The 23,188-nt window shown below is 71.4% G+C and carries 14 protein-coding genes and 1 pseudogene; 12 read left to right on the top strand and 3 right to left on the bottom strand.

The window, feature by feature from the left end; all coding sequences use genetic code 11:
- Nucleotides 1–88 precede the first annotated feature (88 nt).
- Entirely contained in the window at nt 89–2,326 is a 2,238-nt protein-coding gene (locus tag G5C51_RS12075; RefSeq protein WP_165236311.1) for an FtsX-like permease family protein, read from the bottom strand.
- A complete protein-coding gene (locus G5C51_RS12070) occupies nt 2,323–3,096 on the bottom strand; it encodes an ABC transporter ATP-binding protein (protein ID WP_165236309.1) in 774 nt (257 codons plus the stop codon). The genes G5C51_RS12075 and G5C51_RS12070 overlap by 4 nt, the downstream gene beginning before the upstream one ends.
- 236 nt (nt 3,097–3,332) lie before the next feature.
- Between G5C51_RS12070 and G5C51_RS12065 the strand changes: the two genes are divergently transcribed.
- The 12 genes and pseudogenes from G5C51_RS12065 (at nt 3,333) to G5C51_RS12010 (ending at nt 22,210) form a co-directional block, all read left to right on the top strand.
- The gene (locus G5C51_RS12065; RefSeq protein WP_165236307.1) at nt 3,333–5,621 is read left to right on the top strand and encodes a (Fe-S)-binding protein; all 2,289 of its coding nucleotides are present in this window, start codon (nt 3,333–3,335) and stop codon (nt 5,619–5,621) included.
- Between the two features lie 159 nt (nt 5,622–5,780).
- Complete coding sequence (locus G5C51_RS12060; protein ID WP_165236305.1) at nt 5,781–7,214, top strand: FG-GAP-like repeat-containing protein; 1,434 nt, start codon at nt 5,781–5,783, stop codon at nt 7,212–7,214.
- Between the two features lie 193 nt (nt 7,215–7,407).
- The gene (locus G5C51_RS12055; RefSeq protein ID WP_165236303.1) at nt 7,408–8,853 is read left to right on the top strand and encodes an FG-GAP and VCBS repeat-containing protein; all 1,446 of its coding nucleotides are present in this window, start codon (nt 7,408–7,410) and stop codon (nt 8,851–8,853) included.
- A gap of 58 nt (nt 8,854–8,911) precedes the next feature.
- Nucleotides 8,912–10,366, top strand: a complete 1,455-nt coding sequence (locus G5C51_RS12050) for an FG-GAP and VCBS repeat-containing protein (protein WP_165236301.1) — start codon at nt 8,912–8,914, stop codon at nt 10,364–10,366.
- Between the two features lie 4 nt (nt 10,367–10,370).
- A pseudogene (locus G5C51_RS44265) lies at nt 10,371–10,757 on the top strand (FG-GAP repeat domain-containing protein); the annotation flags it as partial.
- A 236-nt stretch (nt 10,758–10,993) separates the two neighbouring features.
- A complete protein-coding gene (locus G5C51_RS12040; protein WP_240929581.1) occupies nt 10,994–11,395 on the top strand; it encodes a hypothetical protein in 402 nt (133 codons plus the stop codon).
- Between the two features lie 75 nt (nt 11,396–11,470).
- Nucleotides 11,471–12,898 carry an FG-GAP-like repeat-containing protein gene (locus G5C51_RS12035; RefSeq protein ID WP_165236295.1) on the top strand — a complete coding sequence of 476 codons (1,428 nt, stop codon included), beginning with the start codon at nt 11,471–11,473 and terminating at the stop codon, nt 12,896–12,898.
- 240 nt (nt 12,899–13,138) lie between these two features.
- Nucleotides 13,139–14,629: an FG-GAP and VCBS repeat-containing protein gene (locus G5C51_RS12030; RefSeq protein WP_165236293.1), complete on the top strand. Its 1,491-nt coding sequence runs from the start codon at nt 13,139–13,141 to the stop codon at nt 14,627–14,629.
- A 349-nt stretch (nt 14,630–14,978) separates the two neighbouring features.
- Complete coding sequence (locus tag G5C51_RS12025; RefSeq protein ID WP_338118105.1) at nt 14,979–16,616, top strand: phospholipase A2; 1,638 nt, start codon at nt 14,979–14,981, stop codon at nt 16,614–16,616.
- A gap of 113 nt (nt 16,617–16,729) precedes the next feature.
- Nucleotides 16,730–19,525 carry a S8 family peptidase gene (locus G5C51_RS42515; protein WP_240929580.1) on the top strand — a complete coding sequence of 932 codons (2,796 nt, stop codon included), beginning with the start codon at nt 16,730–16,732 and terminating at the stop codon, nt 19,523–19,525.
- Nucleotides 19,526–19,711: 186 nt separating this feature from the next.
- The gene (locus G5C51_RS12015; protein ID WP_165236290.1) at nt 19,712–21,118 is read left to right on the top strand and encodes an FG-GAP-like repeat-containing protein; all 1,407 of its coding nucleotides are present in this window, start codon (nt 19,712–19,714) and stop codon (nt 21,116–21,118) included.
- 138 nt (nt 21,119–21,256) lie between these two features.
- The gene (locus tag G5C51_RS12010; protein ID WP_165236289.1) at nt 21,257–22,210 is read left to right on the top strand and encodes a Yip1 family protein; all 954 of its coding nucleotides are present in this window, start codon (nt 21,257–21,259) and stop codon (nt 22,208–22,210) included.
- A gap of 92 nt (nt 22,211–22,302) precedes the next feature.
- Here the strand turns inward: G5C51_RS12010 and dcd are convergent, their stop codons facing one another.
- Nucleotides 22,303–22,878: a dCTP deaminase gene (gene dcd / locus G5C51_RS12005; RefSeq protein WP_165236288.1), complete on the bottom strand. Its 576-nt coding sequence runs from the start codon at nt 22,876–22,878 to the stop codon at nt 22,303–22,305.
- Between the last annotated feature and the right edge of the window lie 310 nt (nt 22,879–23,188).

Below are 23,188 nucleotides of genomic sequence, written 5' to 3'. Positions count from 1 at the left end.
TATCCTCCGGATGCGTCTAACTTGAGCTTGGTTGGCTCAAGAGTGCCATGCCCTCCCGGCAGAGGCAAACGATGTGAGTGGATCTGGCTCAGGTTTGCTGCGTTTTCGCAGGTCGGCGCAGGATGGAGAGCGTCGAGAGGGAGGCCGTCCCGATGACGAGGGCCTGGGCCGTCGCGATCACCGCAGCGGCGATCCACCACGGACCGCTGGGCAGCAGCGCCCCCTGCACACTCACGCTCAAGGGAACCAACGTGGCAGCCGCCACCAGCGTGCCCAGCAGCAGCCCCGCCGTGGCCACGAGGGCGCCCTCCGCCACGGTCATCCCGAGCACCTGGCGCCGTCCGGCGCCGATCAGCCGCAGCACCGAGAACTCACGCCGCCGTGCCAGCGCCGCCAGAATCTGCGAGTTCACCAGGGCGATGGCGGCGTAACCGACGACCACCGCCAGGACGAGGTAGGCCATGCCGGCCTGGGTGTCGTCCTGGTCCGCGCGGGCGAGGAGCAGCGCCTCCCGGTCGGTGACCTTGAGGCCCGGGTGCCGGTCGGCCAGCGACGCGGCGAGCTCCGCCCGGTCCGCCCCCGGCTCGGCCGTCACCAGCAGCTGCGGTACGACGCCCGCGTCCGTGTGGGCAGCGAGCAGCGCGGCGGGCAGCAGCGCGGTCTCGTAACCGCGCTCCGCGTCCACCGTGGCCACCAGCCGCAGGCCGGCCCGGGTGCCGTCGCCCAGCCGCATGGGGACGGTGTCGCCGAGGTCGTAGCCCGCGGCGTAGCGGGTGGGGAGGGCGACCGTATCGCCGCGCAGCTTCCCGAGGTCGCCGGTGGCGGCCCGGAAGGCGGTCGTCCGCTCCACTCCCGCCGCCGTGACCCCGAGCAGCGCCATGGCGGGAGCGTCCGGGGCGCTCTCGCCCGCGTCCTCCTTCACCACGCGGCCGGCCAGCTCCGCGGGCTCGATGAAGCCCTGGCTGTCCACCCGGGCCGAGGCCGCCGCGACGCCGGGCAGAGCCGCGGCGTCGTCCACCAGCCCCTGCGGCAGGCCGCCCTTGCCGTCGGCGCTGACCACCAGGTCCGCCCGCAGCGACTTGTCGTACGCCGCGTCGGCGGCGTCCGCCTGCGTGGTCTGCATGTACGTCAGCGACAGCGCCAGCCCGGTGGCCAGCATGACCGGCAGCACCGCACCGGCCAGCCGGGCCGTACGCGCCCGGGCCTCCGCCTCGGCGAGCCGTCCCGCGTTGCCGCCCACCGCCCGCAGCACCGGGCCGAGCAGGCGCGTGATGCCCTTGGCGAGCAGCGGCCCGAGCAGCGCGAATCCGGCCGTCCACACCATGGCGGCCGGGGTCGCCACCCCGGCGGCGTCCGGGCCGTCCGCGCCCGCGGTACCGATGGCGAGCGCGACGCCCCCGGCGAGGAAGGCGATGCCCAGGCCGATACGGAACCGGCTGAAGCGGCGGCGCTCGGTGGCCGCCTCCGCCAGTGCCTCGACGGGCTTGGTCCGTACGGCCGTGGCGGCGGCGATGAAGGCGGCCGCCACGGCGGTCAGCAGGGCGGCGGCCGCGCCGGTGATCAGCGGGACGGTGCCGGCCCGGTAGGCCAGCGCGTCCGGGACCACGCCGAAGCCGGCGAAGGCGTCGAGCAGCCACCGGCCTGCCCGCCCGCCCACCGGCCAGGCCAGCGCGATGGCGGCCGCCGCCAGCAGCGTCGTCTCGCCCAGCACCAGCCGGCGCAGCTGGCCGGGGGTGGCGCCGGTGGCCCGCAACAGGGCGAGCTCGCGGTGCCGGTGCCGTACCGAAAGGCCCAGGGTGGCGGCGACGACGAAGACGGTCACCATGGCCGAGAGCCCGCCGAACGCGGCGGCCAGCGCCACCAGGTCGTCGGCGTCGCCGACCACGTCGGGGTGCTCCGCGCGGCCGCGCTCGTCGCCGGTCAGGACGGCGACCTGGCGGCCGTCGACCAGCCGCTCCACGGCCTTCTCGACCGTGCCCGGGTCGGCGCCCGGCTCGGGGTGCACGCCGATCGCGTCGACCCGGCCAGCGGTCCCGTCCGGCACCGCCCGAGCCACCCCGGGCTGCGCCGCCAGCTCATCGGCGAGCCCGCCGTCCAGGCGGACCCGCTCCGGGAAGACCTCGTCGCTAGCCGTGCCGTGATAGCGCTGGTCACCGGTGACCACGATCGGGGCCGTGTGCCGCTCCGGCTGCACCGCGGCGTGGATGCCGGTCTCCAGCAGGCCGCCGGCGCCCATGACGATCGCGGCGCCCAGGAACACGGCGAGGAACGAGGCGAGGAAGCCGCCCTTGTGGAAGCGCAGCGTGCTCAGTGCGAGGCGGATCATCGGACGCCACCCCCGGCGGCGATCGTGTCGAGACGGGTGAAGGACTCGGCGATCCGCTCGGCGCTCGGGCGGTCCAGCGCGCCGGCGATACGGCCGTCGGAGAGGAACAGCACCCGGTCCGCGTGCGCCGCGGCCACCGGGTCGTGGGTGACCATCACGATCGTCTGGCCCTGCAGCCGCACCGCTTCCCGCAGCAGCGTCAGCACCTCGCGGGCGGTACGGGAGTCGAGGGCGCCGGTCGGCTCGTCGGCAAAGAGCACCACCGGGCGGGTGACCAGGGCGCGGGCGATGGCGACGCGCTGCTGCTGGCCGCCGGACAGCTCGCCGGGGCGGTTGCGGCGGCGGTCGGCCAGGCCGACCCGTTCGATCATCTCGTCCACCACGGCCCGGTCGGGGCGGCGGCCCGCGAGGCGCAGCGGGAGCTTGATGTTGTCGACGACGCTCAGCGACGGCATCAGATTGAACGCCTGGAAGATGAAGCCGATCCGCTCCCGGCGCAGCCGGGTCAGCGCGCGCTCGCGCAGGGTCGACAGCTCCACCCCGTCGAGCCGCACGGAGCCGGAGGTCGGGGTGTCGAGGCCCGCCGCGCACTGCAGGAAGGTGCTCTTGCCGGACCCTGAGGGGCCCATCACGGCGGTGAAGCTGCCCTGGCGCAGGCCCACGGTCACGTCGTCCAAGGCGGTGACGGCGGTACGGGCGGCGCTGCCGTAGACCTTGCGCACGGCGTCGAAGCGCACGACGTCCTGGATTCCGCTGCTTGTAGTGGTCATGGAGAAAAGCCTGGCCGTCGGGGCGGGGGCGCCGACAGGCTCGACCGGTGGAACCCGGGGGTCCACCGACCGGTGGACACGGGCGCCGGGGTGGGGCCCGGCGGGCGACGCAGATCACCGGTCGGGTCGCTACCGAGTCGCGCGGAAACCCGGGTAACCTCTTGCCGAGAAGCATTAAGTTACCGCTTAGTAGTACGTACGGAAGCCGCTCCAAAGCCAGACCCGAGGAGCCCCTCATGCAGCTCGCCGCCATCGTCGTATCGCTGGTGATCACTGCCGTCGGCGTAGCGCTCATCGGTCGCGCCGCGGCGCAGATCTACCGCTTCGTCCGCCTCGGCCAGCCGGTCCCCGCCGGCACCAGAACCGACGATCCGGTCGCGCGCACCGTGACCCTGGCCAAGGAGTTCCTCGGCCATACGCGGATGAACCGCTGGGGCATCGTCGGTGTCGCGCACTGGTTCGTCGCCGTCGGCTTCCTCACCCTGGTGCTGACCATCGTCAACGCCATGGGCCAGCTCTTCCAGGCCGACTGGGTGCTGCCGATCCTCGGCACCTTCCTCCCGTACGAGATGTACGTGGAGTTCATCGGCCTGATGACGGTCGTCGGCATCGCCGTGCTGATCGCCATCCGGCAGCTGAGCAAGCCGTCGAAGGCCGGGCGCAAGTCGCGCTTCGCCGGGTCGGTGACCTGGCAGGCGTACTTCGTCGAGGCGGTCATCCTCACCATCGGCCTCTGCATCATGGTGCTGCGCGGCCTCGAGGGCGCGATGCACCACGTCGAGGGCTACGACCCGGCGTACTTCATCTCGTATCCGCTGGTGGCCGCCTTCAAGGGGCTGAGTGTCGGCACCCTGCAGAACGTGGTCTACCTGGTCGCGATGATCAAGATCTCGGTCTCCTTCATCTGGGCGACCGTGATCGGCCTCAACACCACGATGGGCGTCGCCTGGCACCGCTTCCTGGCCTTCCCGAACATCTGGTTCAAGCGGAACGCCGACGGCGCGGTGGCGCTGGGCGCGCTGCAGCCGATGACGTCCGGCGGCAAGACCATCGACTTCGAGGACCCGGGCGAGGACGACACCTTCGGCGTCAGCCAGGTCGAGCAGTTCTCCTGGAAGGGTCTGCTGGACTTCTCCACCTGTACGGAGTGCGGCCGCTGCCAGTCGCAGTGCCCGGCCTGGAACACCGGCAAGCCGCTGTCGCCGAAGCTGCTGATCATGTCGCTGCGCGAGCACGCCGCGGCGAAGGCCCCGTATCTGCTGGCCGGCGGCGGCAAGACGATGGAGGGCGAGGAGAAGGCGTCCGAGGAGCAGCTCGCCCAGGTCCCGGCTGCCGCGCTGGCCGAGGCCGAGCGGCCGCTGATCGGGACGCTCGAGGAGAACGGCGTCATCGACCCGGACGTGCTGTGGTCCTGCACCACCTGCGGCGCCTGCGTCGAGCAGTGCCCGGTGGACATCGAGCACGTCGACCACATCGTCGACATGCGCCGCTACCAGGTGATGATCGAGTCCAGCTTCCCGAGCGAGGCGGGCACGATGCTCAAGAACCTGGAGAAGAAGGGCAACCCCTGGGGTCTGGCCAAGAAGCAGCGTCTTGAGTGGACCAAGGAGGTCGACTTCGAGGTCCCGGTCGTCGGCAAGGACATCGAGGACCTGACCGAGGTCGAGTACCTGTACTGGGTCGGCTGCGCGGGCGCGCTGGAGGACCGGGCGAAGAAGACCACCAAGGCCTTCGCGGAGCTGCTGCACATGGCGGGCGTCAAGTTCGCGATCATGGGCGGCGACGAGAAGTGCACCGGTGACTCGGCGCGGCGGCTGGGCAATGAGCCGCTGTTCCAGGAGCTCGGCATGGAGAACGTGGCGACGCTGAACGCCGCGTTCGGGGAGGACGACGAGGACGAGGCGACGAAGAAGCCGAAGTCCGCGAAGAAGATCGTCGCGACCTGCCCGCACTGCCTCAACACCCTCGGCAATGAATACCCGCAGCTCGGCGGCGACTACGAGGTCATCCACCACACCCAGCTGCTGCAGCACCTGGTGGACGAGGGCAAGCTCATCCCCGTAACGCCGGTGGAGGGGCTCATCACGTACCACGACCCCTGCTACCTGGGCCGGCACAACAAGATCTACACCCCGCCGCGCGAGATCATCGCGAAGGTGCCCGGCCTCCGCAACGAGGAGATGCACCGCCACAAGGAGCGCGGCTTCTGCTGCGGCGCGGGCGGCGCCCGGATGTGGATGGAAGAGCGCATCGGCAAGCGCATCAACCACGAGCGGGTGGACGAGGCGCTGTCGCTGAACCCCGACATCGTGTCCACGGCGTGCCCGTTCTGCCTCGTCATGCTGACCGACTCGGTCAACGGCAAGAAGAACGACGGCAAGGCGAAGGAAGAACTGCAGGTCGTGGATGTGGCGCAGCTGCTCCTCGACTCGGTGAAGACCCCGGTGGAGAGCGACGGCGGTGACCCCGGCGAGGGCGGCACCCCGGCAAACGAGAACGAGCCGGAGCCCGAGCCGGCGAAGTAACTCCCGGCCCCGCCCGCCGAACGGCCGCCCCCGCAGCACAGCGGAGGCGGCCGCCGGCGTTTTCCGCCATCTCAACGGCCCCGCACAACCCTTACGCCCCGTCGGCGGTCTTGTCTTTGCCGCTCTCCGCACGTCCACCGTCAGGACAAGGAGACCCCCATGCTCAGACGCACGCTCACGGCAGCCGCCGGCGCGGCCGCCCTCGTGGCCGCCGCCCTCACCCTGCCCGCCACGCTCAACGACACCGCAGCCGCGGCCGGATCGGGTGTGCGCGGGGACTTCAACGGCGACGGCTACCGGGATCTCGCGATCGGCGTGCCCGAGGGCACGGTGGGGTCGAGCGAGGCCGGATTCGTATCCGTCGTGTACGGCACGTCCTCCGGACTGAACCCGGCGAAGCACCAGACCGTGAGCCAGGCCGGCGACGCCATGCCCGGATTCCCGGAGGGCAGCGACCAGTTCGGCAAGGAGCTCGTCAACGCCGACCTCAACAAGGACGGTTACGAGGACCTCGTCGTCGGCGCTCCCTACGAGGGCGTCGGCCCCAACAACAGCCAGGGCCTCGTCACCATCGTGTGGGGCAGCTCAGCCGGACTGCGCACCGGTACGACCGTCCCCGTCCCGGCCGAGCACGACGAGACCGTACTCGGTGCCTACCTCGCCACCGGCGACTTCGACGGCGACGGCAGCACCGACCTGGCCATCAACAAGGCCCCCGGCACCATCGTCATCGCCCGCGGACCCTTCACCGCCGACGGCGGCAACGGAGGGTTCCGGAACGGCCGGCTCCCGGCCGACGAGGGCTACTTCCTCCGCAATCTGACCGCCGGCAAGGCAGGCGGCGACGGGGTGGCCGACCTCATCGCCCAGACGGACGGCCCCGCGGGCTCCTCGCACGCCTGGCTCTACTCCGGCGGCACGGACGGACTCGCCGCGCCGGTGGCCCTCCCCGACAGCTCCAGTGCCGCCATCGGTGACCTGAACAAGGACGGCTACGGGGACATCGCCCTCGGCGACCGGCACAACACCGCCGCCAACGGCGGACGGGTCACCATCCGCTACGGCGCCGCGTCCGGACTCAGCGGCACCGGCCAGGTGTTCAGCCAGGCCACCACGGGCGTCCCGGGCACCGCGGAAGCGGGCGACGCCTTCGGTACGGCGGTGGCGATCGGGGACGTGAACCGCGACGGATACGGCGATCTCACCATCGGCACCCCGAAGGAGAACCTGGGCGCCACCGTCGACGCCGGCGCCCTCACCGTGCTCCACGGCTCCGCGAACGGCGTCACCACATCGAGCGCGCGGAATTTCACCCAGGACAGCTCGGGCCTGCCGGGAGCAGCCGAGAAGGGCGACAAGTTCGGTTCCAGGGTGCTGCTCTCGGATGTCGACCGGGACGGCGACGCCGACCTGGCCGCGAGCGCGATCGGCGAGATCCCGCCGGGCGAGTCGCATCCGGAAGGGGGCGGCGCCGTCTGGCGGCTCCAGGGCACCGGCTCGGGCCTGTCCGGCTCCGGCTCGATCGCCATCAGCGGCGACGATGTCGGTCACAACTGGGACGTTGTGTCCTTCGGTTACCACCTGGCGGGCTGACCCCGCCGCACGGCGCGATCCGTTTCGGCTCGGTCCTGGAGCACTGAGCGCGGGCCCGCGGGGCCCGTACAACCAAAGACGTCACTCGTGAGTCATGTCCACGACGCCTGAGTTTTGCCTCCCGCGTCACACAAGACTTTCCTCGCCGCTCCCGGCACGTACGGCCTCATACGGATCCCCCGCAGGAGCTCTCATGCGAAGACGCACGATCGCCGCTCTCGCCGGCGCCGCGCTCGCGGCCGCCGGCCTCTCGACGCTGCCGGGCTCCGCCCAGGGGGCCGAGCCGGCCAAGGCGTACGACTTCAACGGGGACGGCCACCGCGACCTCGTCGCCGGGGTATCCGGGGGCACGGTCGGCGGCGCGACATACGCCGGCTACGTCAGCGTGGTGCCGGGCAGCGCGAGCGGCCCGGTCGCCGGGAAGGCCTACCGGGTCAGCCAGTCCAGCACGGGCGTGCCCGGCTCCTCGGAGCAGTACGACCGCTTCGGCGCCGCCTTCGAGAGCGCCGACCTCAACGCCGACGGTTACGCCGATCTCGTCGTCTCCGCGGCCGGCGAGGACGACGACGCGGGCCGGCTCACCATCCTCTGGGGCGCCAAGTCCGGCCTCAGCGGCGGCGCGACGATCCCGAGCGGCGGCGGCTTCAACGGCTACGGCGGCGTGGGCGTGGTGATCGCCGACGTCACCGGCGACGGCACCGCCGACATCGTCAGCGGCAACGACGGCGAAGAGGTGGGCTCGCTGTCGTATGCCAAGGGGCCCTTCACCCGCGGCACCACCCCGGCCGGGCTGACCCGCATCGACGACGACATGCCGCACTTCACCCACCTCCGCGACTTCGCCGCCGGCGACTTCAACGGCGACGGCCGCACCGACCTCGCCGTCACCTACGCCGGCATCGAGGACACCGGCAGCCGGCTGCTGCGCGGCACCGCGACCGGACTCGTGGTCGACCGCGGCTGGTACGACGGGTCGTGGGGCAGCTCGCTGGCCGCCGGTGACGTCGACAAGGACGGCTACGCCGACCTCGTCTACGGCCACGCGGCCGCCGGCACTCCCGAGGCCGAGCAGCCGGACGAGTACCCGGTCACGCCCGGCAACGGCGGCACCGTGCGCGTCGTTTACGGCAGCCAGGCGGGCCCGGCCGGGACCCGGGCGCCGCAGGACATCACGCAGGAGACCCCGGGCGTGCCCGGCTCCGGCACGGGTGACACCGAGCGGCAGGACGGCTTCGGCGACCGGCTCGCCGTGGGCGACATCGACGGCGACGGCCGCGCCGACCTCGCCATCGGCACCCCGGGCGAGGACATCGGCGCCGCCACCGACGCGGGCGCGGTCACCCTGCTCTACGGCGACGGCGGCGCGCAGTCCTTCAACCAGGGCAGCCCCGGGATCGCGGGCAACAACGAGGCCAAGGACCGCTTCGGTGACGGCCTCGCGGTGCGCGACCACATCGGCGACGGCCGCGCGGACCTCGCCGCCGGCGTCCCCGGCGAGAACGGCAACACCGGCCGGGCGGCGCTGCTTCCGGCCACCGCCGACGGACTGACCGCCACCGGCTCCAAGAACTTCACGCCCGCGGGCCTCGGCCTGCCGGCGGACACCATCCCCTACTACTTCGGCCGCCTGCTCGGCTGACGACCGACCCCAACTGCCCATCACACACTGCGTCATTGCCGCTCATACGGGAGATTTCATGCGTAAACGCACCATGGCGGCGGCCGTCACCGGCGCCGCCCTCGTGGCCGCCGGCCTCACCGTCCTGCCGGGCTCCGCCCAGGGCGCCGAGCCCGCCAAGCCGTTCGACTTCAACGGCGACGGCTACCGCGACCTCGTCGCCGGCGTGCCCAGCGGCACCGCGAACGGCTACGCCGCCGCGGGCTACGTCTCCGTCACCCCCGGCTCGGCGAGCGGCGCCAACGCGGGCGCCGCCTACCGGATCAGCCAGTCCAGCGCCGGCGTCCCCGGCTCCTCCGAGGCCAACGACCGCTTCGGCACCCGGTCGACCAGCGCCGACCTCAACGCCGACGGCTACGCAGACCTCGTCGTCTCCGCCTCCAACGAGGACGCGGGGACCGGCCGCCTCACCATCCTCTGGGGCTCGGCGAAGGGCCTCTCCGGCGGTACGTCCGTCAAGGGCCCGGGCGGTGGCATCGTCGGCTACGGCGGCTCCGCCCTCGCCATCACCGACGTCACCGGCGACGGCAAGGCCGACATCCTCGCCGGGAATCCGGGCGAGGAAGGCGGCAGCCTCTCGTACTCCACCGGGCCGTTCGCGCCCGGCAGCACGCCGTCCGAACTCAAGCCCGTCCCGGACGACGGCCTGCTGCACTTCGCGCGCATCACCAGCTTCGCCACCGGCGACTTCGACGACGACGGCCGCCCCGACGCGGCGCTGACATACGGCGGCTCCGACGGTTACGGCACGGTGTTCCTGCGCGGCACCGCCGACGGCCTGAAGCCGGTCGACGCGTGGTCCCGCGGCTTTACGGGCGAGTCCATCGCCGCCGGCGACTTCGACCACGACGGCGTCGACGACCTGGCGTTCGGCGACGCCATGAACAGCAGCGAGGCCGAGAACCCGCCGTACCCGATCACCCCCGGCAACGGCGGCATCGTGCGCATCGCCTTCGGCGGCGCCGAGGGCCCGGCCGGGACCCGGGCGCCGCAGGACATCAGCCAGGAGTCGGCCGGGGTCCCCGGTAGCGGCGCCGGCGAGTCCGAGGCCGGCGACTCCTTCGGCTCCGCGCTGGCCGCCGGCGACCTCAACGGTGACGGCCACGACGACCTCGTCGCCGGCACCCCGTTCGAGGACATCGGCACGCTCGAGGACGCCGGCTCGGCCACGGTGCTGTACGGCGCCCAGCGCGGCGCCGCGGCCTTCTCGCAGGGCACCGCGGGCGTCTCCGGCGCCGACGAGGCGGGCGACCACTTCGCCGGCGGGCTGGTGGTGCGCGACCTGAACAAGGACGGCAAGGCGGACATCGCGGCCGGCGTCACCGGCGAGGACTCCGGCGACGGCCGCATCGTCACCCTGCCGGGCAGCGCGTCGGGCACCACCGCCACGGGGTCGAAGAACCTCACCCCGACCGCCCTCGGCCTGCCCGCGCAGTCCGCGGACTACCGCCTGGGCGTCTTCCTCGGCCGCTGATCACATGCGCCACCGTGCGGCCATCGGCTGCGGCACGGCCGCCCTCCTGCTCCTCACCGCCTGCGGCGACGCGGGCGGTGAGGGCGGTGAGGGCGGGGACCGCGCCACGGGCCGGCAGAGCGCCGTGCCCACCCCGACCGCCACCGCCCCCGTGCCGCGCGGCAAGGGCAGCGCGCTCCCCGACGACGTCAACGGCGACGGGCACCCGGACCTCGTGTACGTGGGCTCGGTGCCGTCGGGACAGGGCGCCCAGGGCTATCTCGCGATCGTCTACGGGTCCGCGAACGGCATTGACCCGGCGACGCGTTGGGTGGCGCTGCCGGGTACCCCCGCAGCCCTCGAGACCTCCGCGTCGCCCGCCACCACCGCCGACCTCGACGGCGACCGCTACGCCGACATCATGATCGACGGCAAGGTCGTCTGGGGCGGCCCCGCGGGCCCCGGCCGCCGCGCCGAACCCACCCGGTGGCCACAGGCCTACACCACCCCCGGCGACTACAACGGCGACGGCCGTACGGAGCTCGCCGTCCTCCCCCACGACAAGATCGGCGAGACGCCCCCGTACCGGATCGAATACGGCCCCTTCACCCGCTCCGGCACCCCGCGCTCGACCGGGCCACCGACCTGGTGGCCCGCGCCACCGGCGACGGCAGCGGCGACGTCGTCATCGGCGACAACGGCTCGCGCAACAACGAGCCGGGCTACGAGAGTGAGGAAGCCGGCGTCCACCGCACCGCCACGGTGTACTTCGGCGGCTCGGCCCGTACCCAGCAGGTCCGGCTCGGCGAGGACGCGGCCCGGACCGTCGTCAGGACCGGGCCCGCCCGGCTGCACGGCAAGAAGCTGAAGCCGCACATACGCCGCGAGCCGGTCCGGGGCGCGGCGGTCCGGGACTACGACGGGGACGGGCGGGCCGAGGTCGTGCTGCGCTGGTGGGTGGAGTTCGACGGGAACCCCACGCACGTGTGGGTCACCGACCGCGGCCGGGACGAAACCGCCTTTACGGACGAGCCGTTCACCCGCCCGTAGCCTCCGCACAACCCTTTGGCCGCCACAGCTGTCACACCCGTACGCACCTGTCCCCGTTCTCTGGAGTCGATGCACATGCGCACCCGCACTCTCGCCGCCGCCATCACGGCGGCGACGCTGGCCGCCGCCGGGCTGAGCCTCACCGTGCCCGGCAACGCGATCGGCGCGCAGTCCAAGCTGCGCGACGACCTGAACGGCGACGGCTACCGGGACATGGCTATCGGCGTGCCCAATGCGAACGGGGACACCGGCGCCGTGGTCGTCACATACGGGTCCGCGAGCGGCGTCTCCCCGGCCCGTTCCATCAAGGTCACCCAGGCCTCGCCCGGCGTGCCGGGGGCGGCCGAGGCGGGCGATCAGTTCGGCGAGAGCGTCACCACCGGGGACGCCAACAAGGACGGCTACGCGGACCTGATCGTGGGCTCCCCGTACGAAAAGGTGGACGGCAAGCCCGACGGCTCCGTCACCATCGTCTACGGCGGCCCGAACGGCCTGACCAAGCACGGTGGCATCGTCCTCAACTCGCCGACGCAGGACGACCGCAACTTCGGCCAGGGCGTCGCCTTCGTCGACCTCGACGGCGACGAGGGGTCGCGGCAGCTCGAGGTGGTCAGCGGGCGGCACTTCTGGTGGTACTCCGACGGGGCGCTGAAGGGCGACGGCACCGACTGGGTCAGCGGCGAGGAGGCCGACTTCATCCCCGACGACGCCCAGCTGGACGACCTCGTGGGCATCCAGAACGGACGCGGCTCCTACGGCGCCTTCTTCCTCTCCGGCCAGCACCGCGAGGGCGACTTCCTCGCCTACGTCCCCGGCGGCGCCGGCGACATCGGCTACTGGCACGACGTCATGTCCGACCAGGGCCCGCCGCGCTCGGTCGCGGCCGGGGACCTCGACAAGGACGGCGACGCCGACGTGGTCACCGGCCAGCCGGGCACGAACGGGCACGGCTCGGTGACGGTGTGGGAGAACCAGTCGACCGGCGCGGGCCAGTACGCCTGGAAGCAGACGACCTACGACCAGAACACGGCCGGCGTCCCGGGCGCGGGCGAGTCCGGCGACGCTTTCGGCGGCGCGGTGTCGGTCTCGGACGTCACCGGCGACGGCAACCTGGACGTGGTGGCGGGCGTCCCCGGCGAGGACGTCGGCACGGTGGCGGACGCGGGCGCGGTCGTGCTCCTCAAGGGCTCGGCGACCGGCATCACCACCACCGGCGCCAAGGCCCTGGACCAGGACTCGGCCGGCGTGCCGGGCGTCGGCGAGGCGGGCGACCGCTTCGGCGGGGCGGTGCAGCTGAAGGACATCAACGGCGGCGGCAAGTCCGACCTTTTCGTCGGCGCCCCCGGCGAGGACATCAAGACCACGGCGGACGCCGGCGCGGTCTGGGTGATCCGCGGCGCCTCCACCGGCCTGACGACCTCGGGCATCACGTCCTTCAACCCGTCGGACGTCGGCTTCACTTCACCGGCCGGCCTGCGCTTCGGCTCCTCCTTCGGCCGCTGACCCCCGGACGCATCAAGGCCCCGGCCCGCTCTCTCCCCAGGGAGCGGACCGGGGTCACGTCTTGTCCGGCAACTCACGCAGATATTTCCCCGTATCCGTACAACCCATGCGCCCCACCAGAGGTCTCCTGTTCGCCAACCTCACGCGAAGCCCGGGCGACATCCGGGTGAAGGCGGGGTTCGGCTTCCATCGGACGTGATGCGCGCCGACGCGCATCCCGCATGCCCAGGAGAATCCCGCATGCACAAGCGTTTCCGTATAACGCTGGCCACCGCCGCGGCCGCCGCCGTCACCGGCGGGCTGCTCGCCCTCACCGGGAGCCCGGCCGCCTCGGCCGCCGAAGAGCTCCGGCCGATGGCCGACTTCAACGGCGACGGGGTCCGCGACCTCGCCACCTCCGCCTCGGGCGCCTACGTGGGCGGCAAGGCGGACGCCGGGCAGATCGTCGTCCTGTACGGGGCGAAGAACGACGGCTCGCAGGCCGGCGTCTCCGCCGCCCGCCGCACCGTGCTGAGCCAGAACTCGACCGGCGTGCCCGGCACCGCCGAGGCGGGCGACTTCTGGGGCAGCGACACCACCGCCGCCGACTTCAACGGCGACGGGTTCACCGACCTGGCCGCCGGCGCCCCCGGCGAGGACGTCGGCACCGACAAGGAAGGCGGCACCGTCCAGATCCTCTGGGGCTCGGCGAACGGCCTCGCCGGCGGCACCACCGTGACGGACCCGCGCCCCTCAGGGCACGACTGGTTCGGCCGGAGCATGGACGCCGCGGACTACGACGGCGACGGCAAGGACGACCTCGTCGTGGGCGCGTCCGGCGCCACGCTGGACGTGTTCAAGGGCGGCATCGCCACGTCCGGGACCACGGGCGGCCACTACACGGTCAGGCCGCCGATCTACAGCGGCGGCACCGAGCAGCGCGGCGCCTTCAACCTGCACTCCGGCGATGTGAACGGCGACGGCAGGGCCGACCTGGTGGTGGACGGCTTCGAGACCGACAGCCAGGCGGGCTACAACGCCAACTACTACCTCCCCGGCTCCGGTTCCGGCCTCACCACCACCGGCCAGGTGAAGCTCAAGCCGGGCGTCATCACCGACATCGGCGACCTCAACAGCGACGGCTACGGCGACATCGTCACCGGTCAGGAATGGGACCACGTCGCGACAGCACCGCCCAGCTCCACCGACGGCGGCCACGTCAACGTCACATACGGCTCGGCGGCCGGCCCGAACGGCGGCTCCGACACGTATTCGCAGGACACCACCGGCGTCCCCGGCTCCTCCGAGAAGGGCGACGCCTTCGGCTCCGAGCTGCACCTCGGCGACATCAACGGCGACGGCCACCTCGACCTCGTCGTCGCGGCCTCCGAGGAGAACCTCGCCGGCGTCACCGACACCGGCGCGGTGACGGTCCTCTACGGCGCGGCGGACGGTTCCGGCATTACGGGCACGGGCGCCCAGTTCTTCAGCCAGGACACCCCGGGCGTGCCGAACGGCAACGAGGCGTACGACTACTTCGGCTCCGACGTGCACATCGCCGACCTCAACGGCGACGGCAAGGACGACCTGACGGTGGGCGCCTACGGCGAGAACAACGGCAACGGCGCGGTCTACGCCCTGCGCTCGGACGGCACCAAGATCTCCGACACCGGCGCGGTCTCCGTCTACACCTCGTCGGTGGGCGTCTCCGCCACCGGCTACCCGCAGTTCGGCGGCAACTTCGCCGGCTGAGCCGACCCCAGATCCCGGGGTCCGGCCCTCCCCCCAGGGCCGGGCCCCGGTTCCGTACCACTCGGAAGTTGAACCGCTGTACATCTTGAAACCATGTGACCTGCGTCACACAAGCGCGGCGGCCAACCCTCCGCTTTGCCGGTGAGAACGAGCCACCCCGAAGCGTTTCATTTCCAACCACCTCTCGATGACGCATGGGCCGACCATGGCCCCAATCGGCGTTTCATTGCCCGTCGTTCGCTGCCGCAAGGAAGCGGCCCCTGTTACCCCTGATCCGAACTCTTGTCAGGGTTATCAATGGCACCTTAGGGTCCGCTGCGATCAATCGACATCTATGAGGGGGGAATTCGTGCGCAAAGCTATATTATCCGTCATTGTCGCAGTTTCCACGGCACTGCTGATTCCACAGCAGTCGGCGACGGCAGCACCCACCGATCCACAGGCGGCCGAGAACGAAATCCAGCAACCGCTGGCCGAGGGCGAGATCCAGCAGATAGGGCCGGGCCAGTACTTCACCGCGACCAAGACCTTCGAGGTCGCCGAGAGCGATGTGCCCGTCGCCGACATGGGGCGAAGACACAGCATCGTCGTCCAGTCCGACGGCGTCGCGAGACCGGAGTCCGCCCCCGCATCCCGGGCCGACCTCGGCGTCTTCGGCCCCGGCTGGGAGGCGGAGTTCCTGGGCGGCCAGCTCAGCCGCAAGCTCCAGCAGCAGTCGGGCGCGATCGTGGTCACCGACCTCGGCACCAGCGAATCGTTCCGCTACAACCTCACCAGCAGCATCGCCTACCCGGGCGGCGGCGGCGTCAACAAGTACCAGAGCGCCGAAGGCTCCAAGATCACCGAGACCACCAAGTGGGACGCGTCGGCCGGAGCCATGGTCACCACCGTCGTCGAGACGCTGGCCGCGGACCTGGCGGCAACGGAGCCGGGCGACGACGCCTTCACCGACGGCGCGGGCAACCCGCTTCCCGCCACGGACCTCCAGCCCACCTTGACCTGGAAGCAGGCCGCCCCGGGCAGCGACCAGTGGCGGGTCACCGGGGTGGGCAACAAGGCCCACGGCACCACCACCGCCGGCTACGACGCCCAGGGCCGGGTCGCGACCGTCAAGGAGCCCGCTGCCGGGGAGACTCCGGAGCAGGTGCTGACGGTCAGCTACGCAAGCGCCACGACCGCCACCGGAACGTCGTTCGGCGACGTCGCCGGCCGGGCCAAGTCGATCACCGTAACCACCGACGGCACGACGCAGACCCTGGCCCGCTACGGCTACGACTCCGCGGGCCTGCTGCGTACGGTGACCAACCCCTCGGAAAGCTCGGAGCCCGACGCGGCCTACGCCTACGACGCCACCAACCGCGTATCCGAGGTCACTTCACCGAGCAGCGGCGAATGGGACCTGGCCTTCCCCGCGGGCTCGGCCGCCCCGAACGTCGAGCCCATCGGGCCCGCACCCCCGGCCGCGGAGTCGGAGTTCCAGGGCGCGTCCGGGATCACCGACCCGAACGTCGCCGGCCCGCCGGCCTCGGACTTCACCGGTGATGACGTCTCCGGCCAGGAGTCGTACCCGAGTTACTGCTACAAGGCCAGGCACTGGCTGTACTACTGGCGGTCAGGCTGCGCCGCGTGGGCGGCGCACTACGGCTGGCACAAGCCGTACTGGAAGAGGACACCCGGCAAGTGGTGGGTGGTCGGCATCAACCACGACCACTGCACCAGCTCTCCCGACAAGCCCTCGGGCTACGACTTCCGTTCCGCATGCGACATGCATGACTACGGATACGGCCTGATCGGCAACACCTACAAGAACTACCGGTATTACCTCTCCCGCTACAAGAAGACGAACGTCGACGACGTCTTCTACACCGTGCTCCGCGACGGTACGTGCTCGGCCTACCGGTTCAAGAGCTATTGCCGCGGCATCGCGTGGATCTACCGGAAGGGTGTCTCCCGGGGCAACCCGAAGAACGGCGCCAACGCCACCTGACCGCGAACGCGGCCTCTTCGAGGCTGACGTCCCAGGTGTGCCGGGGCCGGATGGCGGAGCGCTTCGCCGTCCGGCCCCTCGCAATCCCCAGTCCGCAATCTTCTGGAGCCCCCTTGAACAGACCCATATGGGCAGCCGTCGTCACCGCGGTGACGACGCTGGCCCTCAGCGCGCTGCCGGCTCAAGCCGCCGCGCCGCTCAGCACCCCCGCGGCAACCGCCGCGGCAGCCGGCCCGGTCAGCCCGGTCAGCCCGAAGCTGTACGACGCGACGGCCGAAGCCGGCACGGTCCGGGTCAACGTGGTCACCGAGAACCGCTCGGACCTGGCCGGCGCGGCAAGTGCCGGTGAAACGCTGCAGTCCTTCGACACCCTGCCGGTGGTCACGCTCAAGGTCGACGACGGCGGCCTGGACGAACTGGCCGCCAAGCCCGGCGTCGTGAGCGTCACCGAGGACATACCCGTACGGCCCGCACTCGACCAGAGCGTCCCCCTCGTCGGCGGCGACAAGGCCAGGGCAGCGGGCAAGACAGGAAAGGGCAGCGCGGTGGCCATCCTGGACACCGGCGTCGCCACCCAGCACCCGTTCCTCAAGGACCGGGTCGTCGCCGAGGCCTGTTTCTCTCCGGCCGACCCCGATTACTCGGCGTCCAGCCTGTGCCCCAACGGCACGGAGACACAGGAAGGCCCCGGGAGCGCCGACACGGACACGGGTCCTTGCGCGGCCATCTCCGAGTGCGACCACGGCACCCATGTCGCCGGTGTCGCCGCGGGTGACGGCGCGAACGCCGGCGGAGCCCCGGCAGCCGGCGTGGCCCCCGGCGCCGACATCATCGCCATCCAGGTCTTCAGCAAATTCGACTCCGAAGACTTCTGCGGTGCCGGCGCCACACCCTGCGTGCTCAGCTTCACCAGCGCCCAACTGGCGGGACTGGAAAAGGTATGGCAGCTGCGGCAGTCCGGCACACCGGTCATCGCCGCGAACCTCAGCCTGGGGGCGGGGCAGTACTTCACCTCCTGCGATGCCGATTCCCCGCACAAGCCCGCGATCGACAACCTGCTCGCCACCGGTGTCGCCACCGTGGTCGCCGCCGGCAACAACGGCTACGGCAACGCGGTGACTTCACCCGCCTGCGTCTCCTCCGCCATAGCGGTCGGCGCCACCACGGACGACGACGAGCTGTCCGCCTTCACCAACCGGGGACCGCTGCTTGACCTCTTCGCCCCTGGCACCAGCATCACCTCCTCCGTTCCCGGCGGCGGCTACGCCTCCAAGAACGGCACGTCCATGGCCGCACCCCATGTGGCCGGAGCTCTCGCGGTACTCCAGCAGGCATTTCCGGACCAGGGCATCGCCAACCTCGAGTCGCTGCTGAAGGACTCCGGCAAATCCATCACGTACACAGGTGGCAGCACTCCTCGCATCGACCTCGGCCAGGCGCTCAACGGCACCGTCCAGGCGGAGAAGAACATCGCCGACTTCAACTGCGACGGTGTACGGGACATCGCCATCTCGGATCCCGAGGCGGCGGTGGGCGGCCACGCGAACGCCGGGGTGGTCCGCATCGTCTACGGCGGCGGCAAGGGCACCTTCGAGCTCAGTCAGGCACTCGCCACCGTCCCCGGCGACCCCGAGACCAGCGACGGCTTCGGCGAGGTGCTGGCCGACACCGACTACAACCGCGACGGGTGCGGCGATCTCATCGTCGGCGTGCCCGGCGAGGACCTGGGCACCGCCACCGACGCGGGCATGGTCACCGTCGTCCACGGATCGTCCGGCGGGCTGTCCGACGGAGCGGCGGCCCTCAACCTCGAACAGGGCAAGGGCACCGGCGCCCTCCTGGCGGCCTCGAACAAGTCCGGCGACCGCATGGGGGATGCGCTCGCGGCCGGCACCACGATCAGCGGCTCCCCTTACCTGCTCATCGGCGTACCGGGCGAAGACGCGGGCTCCCTCGCCAATACGGGCAGCGTGTTCTACCTGCGCGGCTCTGTCAGCGTCGCCATTACGCAGGGAACCACCGGCGTTCCCGGCGACCCCGAGGCGAACGACTACTTCGGCACCTCTGTCGCCGCATCACCTGAGCACTTCGCGATCGGCACGCCCTACGAGGACATCTCCACCGACAGCAGCGCGGGAACCATCGCCCTCTTCCGGCACAACAGCACCGGCGCGCCGCTCCCTGCCGGGGGATTCGATCAGGACAGCGACATCGTCTCCGGCGGCGCGGAGCCAGGGGACCACTTCGGCGCCTCGCTCGCGATGGTGCAGTACCGTCCGGACACCGCTTCAACCGGAACGGATTCCGTCCTCGTCGCCGGCTCCCCGGGTGAGGACGTCGGCACGGTCGTGGACGCGGGCCGCGTGACCACCTTCACGGTCAATCCGGCGGGTCAGGCCACACAGCTCTACGACATCGACCAGAGCACCGAGGACGTCGCCGGGGACAACGAGCGGGGCGACGCGTTCGGTAAGAAGGTCGCCGCGGTGAACACCGATCCCGGCGCCGTGAGCAACACCGGAAACCTGAAGCTCGCCATCGGCATGCCGGGCGAAGACGTGGGGACCGTCACGGATGCAGGTTCCATCCGCTACCTGCCACTGCTGAGCCGCCCCGGCGCGGCCGACAAGGTGGTCGAGGCCGGCACGTCGGGCCTGCCGGCCACGGCGGGAGCGAACCAGCACATCGGCAATCACCTGATGATGACGTCGATGCGTCTCTATGTCGGACTGCCGGACGGGCCCGGTAGCTACGGGTCACTGGCCGCGATCTTCTACGGAAACGCCGGAAATGAGGAGTTTCCGGGCTGCGTGACATGCCAGCCTCCGGCAGCGGCCAACTTCCTGTACAAGCCCGGCTCCGGAGGCCTTCCGGCCGCGGGCGCTGCCTTCGGCTGGGCATCCAGATAGGCAGGCAGGCATCCTCTGGTCCGATGACCGGCGCGAGCCCACCGCTGCACTGGCGGTGGGCTCGCGCGTCTCCGGCTTCACCGGCTTCACCCGTAGGCCACCCGGGGATCTTTTTCCTTCATCCCACAACCATCCGGCCGCACCACGTGTCTCACCTTGAGTACGCAATTTCCAGGGAGGACACCCGTGCGCAAGAAAACCGCGGCAATCGCGGCCGCCTGTATCGCCGGCGCGCTCGCCGCGGGGCTGGCCACCACGTCGCAGGCCGCCCCCACGACCGAACTGCGCGAGGACTTCAACGGGGACGGCTACGCCGACCTCGCCACCTCGGCCCCGCACGCCAACTTCGGCGGCAAGACCAAGGCCGGATACGTCGTCATCGTCTACGGCTCCGCCAAGGGCCTCAACCCGGCCACCAAGACGGTGATCAGCAAGAACACCGCGGGCGTCCCCGGCGACGCCGCGGACTCCGACCAGTTCGGCACCCGCCTCACCGCCCGCGACCTCGACGCCGACGGCATCACCGACCTCGCGGCGGTCGACAGCGGCGACGGCGTCACCGTCCTGTGGGGCCGCAAGGGCGGCCTCACCGGCGAGCAGGCCGCCACCCTCTCCGGTCCCGCCGGCACGTCGGGCGACGTGAACGGCGACAAGCTCACCGCCGGCGACTTCAACGGCGACGGCAAGACCGACCTGTTCGCCACGCACAGCGACAACGTGGAGGAGCGGGCGATCCTGTACGGCCCGTTCACCCGCTCCGGTCAGCCGGCGAGCGAGCAGCAGGTGGACATGTTCACCACTGACAACGATATCGACCAGGTCACCGCGGGCGACGTCACCGGCGACGGTATCGACGACCTCATGACCTTCTACGCGTACCAGAACCACAGCGAGGGCGGCCGCCTCTGGCGCGGCACCGACAAGGGCCTCTCCGCCACGGCCGCCGCGACCGCCCTCCCCTCTGCCGCCACCGCCACCACCGGCGACTTCGACAAGGACGGCAAGCGGGACCTCGCGATCCGCACCGTCCCGGGCAGCATCAACGAGGACCTGCCGTACGACCCCGGCACGATCAAGATCCTCTACGGCAGCGCGGACGGCCCCGGCGCGACCCGCACGAAGACGATCACGCAGAACACCGCGGGCGTCCCGGGCACCAGCGAGAAGGGCGACCAGTTCGGCGCCCGGCTCTCCGCCGGCGATGTGAACGGCGACGGCTACGACGACCTCGCGGTCGGCGTCCCCTTCGAGGGCATCGGCACCAAGGCCCGCGCGGGCGCGGTCGTGCAGCTGCGCGGCGGCTCCGGCGGCCTTACGGGCACCGGCGCCACGGCCACCCACCAGGACACCGCGGGCGTCCCGGGCGTCGCGGAGACGAACGACTGGTTCGGCGGCGCGGTGAAGCTCGTCGACGGCAACGGCAACGGCAAGGCGGAGCTCGCCGCCTCGGCCCCGCAGGAGAACGCCACCGGCGCGGTGTGGTCGCTGCCGGCGACCGCCTTCAACCCGGTGGACCTCGGCACCCCGGCGAAGGACGCCCGCTTCGGGCAGAGCTTCGCGAATGAGGCGGGCACGGGGCTGTACATCCCGTAGCTACGGGCGCTGCGTCCCGTAGGCATCCCGTAGGGGACGGGCAGGAAACGTCCCTTACGGGTTGTACCGGATCGGCCACAAAGGCCGTCCCGTTGTCCCCGGCCGGTCACGCGGGTCCCGCACACCAGGTACGTTCGAATGGTGGCTGGATTCAGGATCGGCCGGGGACACCGCTCCCGCGGCGCACAGCAGCAGGGGCAGCAGTACGGCCAGCAGCCGTACGGAGCGCAGGGCCAGCGCGGCGGCCCGCCTCCGCCCGGGTATGGGCCGGGGCCGGGTCCGGCTCCGGGTGGCTACGGCGGTCAGGGCGGATTTCCGCCGCCGGCGCACGGCGAGCCGGAGTACTTCGGCGGCGGTGGTGGCGGAGGCGGCCGGGGCCGGGATCCGTACTATCCGGACAATGCCGGACACACCCACCCGTATGGCGTGGGCGAGGCCCCGGACGCGTACGGCCAGGGCGGCTACGGCTACGACGATGGCGGGCACGGCGGACACGGCGGCCAGTACGGCGAGAACACGTACCGCGCCGGCAGCGCCCCCGCCCCCGTAGGCCCGAAGCTGCACTGGAAGGAGCTGCTGCGCGGCATCGTCTTCCATCCGAACCGCACCTTCTGGCAGATGCGCGACCACAAGATGTGGGGCCCCGCGCTCATCGTCACCTTCCTCTACGGCCTGCTCGCCGTCTTCGGCCTGGACGCCGCCCGCGAGGACGTACTCAACTCCACCCTCGCCAACTCCGTCCCGTGGGTGATCTCGACCGGCATCGCCGTCGTGATCGCGGGCCTGGTCCTGGGCGCCGTCACCCACACGCTGGCCCGCCAGCTCGGCGGCGACGGGGCGTGGGAGCCGACCGTAGGCCTGTCCATGCTGATCATGTCGATCACGGACGCGCCGCGGCTGATCGTGGCGATGTTCGCGGGCGGCCAGGCGACGATCTCTCAGGCCCTCGGCTGGGCCACCTGGATCGCCGCGGGCGCGCTGCTGACCTCGATGGTCAGCAAGTCCCACGACCTGCCGTGGCCGCGCGCGCTGGCCGCGTCCTCGATCCAGCTGATCGCGATGCTGGCGATCATGAAGCTGGGGACGGTGTAGCCGCGCAGCCGCAACTCCCCACAGCCGCAAACGCCCGAGGGGCGGCCACCCACGTGGGTGGCCGCCCCTCGGCGTTGGTCAGTCTCCGCGCCTCAGATGCTGGTGCGGTGAAAGTTCATATACGACCGCGACGGCGTCGGCCCCCGCTGCCCCTGATACCGCGACCCGTACTTCGCCGACCCGTACGGATGCTCGGCCGGCGAGCTGAGCCGGAACATGCACAACTGCCCGATCTTCATCCCCGGCCACAACTTGATCGGCAGGGTGGCGACATTGGACAGCTCAAGCGTCACATGCCCACTGAACCCGGGATCGATGAACCCGGCGGTGGAGTGCGTGAGCAGCCCAAGCCGCCCAAGGCTGGACTTCCCTTCGAGCCGCGACGCGACATCATCGGCAAGCGTCACGACCTCGTACGTCGACGCAAGCACGAACTCCCCGGGATGGAGGATGAAGCACTCATCCCCCTCCGGCTCGACCAGCCGCGTCAGATCAGGCTGCTCGACAGCGGGATCGATGTGCGGATACCGATGATTCTCGAAGACCCGGAAATACCGGTCGAGCCGCACGTCGATGCTCGACGGCTGAACCATCGCGTCGTCATACGGATCGATCCGCACCCGCCCGGCGTGGATCTCGGCACGGATGTCCTTGTCAGAGAGCAGCACGCCGAAGAGGATACGGCAGCTAGCGCTCCGGCCGCGCCACGGGAACCGCCTGCCGCAACCGCCCGCACTTGGGACATCTCACCAGCCGCGACGGCCCGAGCCTCGCGGCGCTCTGCATCGGCAGCGAGCTGGTGCGAAAAACATGCCCTTCGGCACAGCGGACGACGGTGGATTCCATCGCGTATCGCGTCCCTTCCCCGTGGTTGCAGCTAGGCGACGAAAGCCACATTACGGGATGATCGCGACACACATGCCACCGGCACTCCGCTACGTACGCTACGCCCCAACCTGTCTCTTTTACACATTGGCG

Source organism: Streptomyces coryli, from assembly GCF_011044975.1.
GTDB lineage: Bacteria > Actinomycetota > Actinomycetes > Streptomycetales > Streptomycetaceae > Streptomyces > Streptomyces coryli.
Note: the sequence above shows the minus strand (reverse complement) of the source record. Positions and strands in the feature narration are given on the sequence as shown.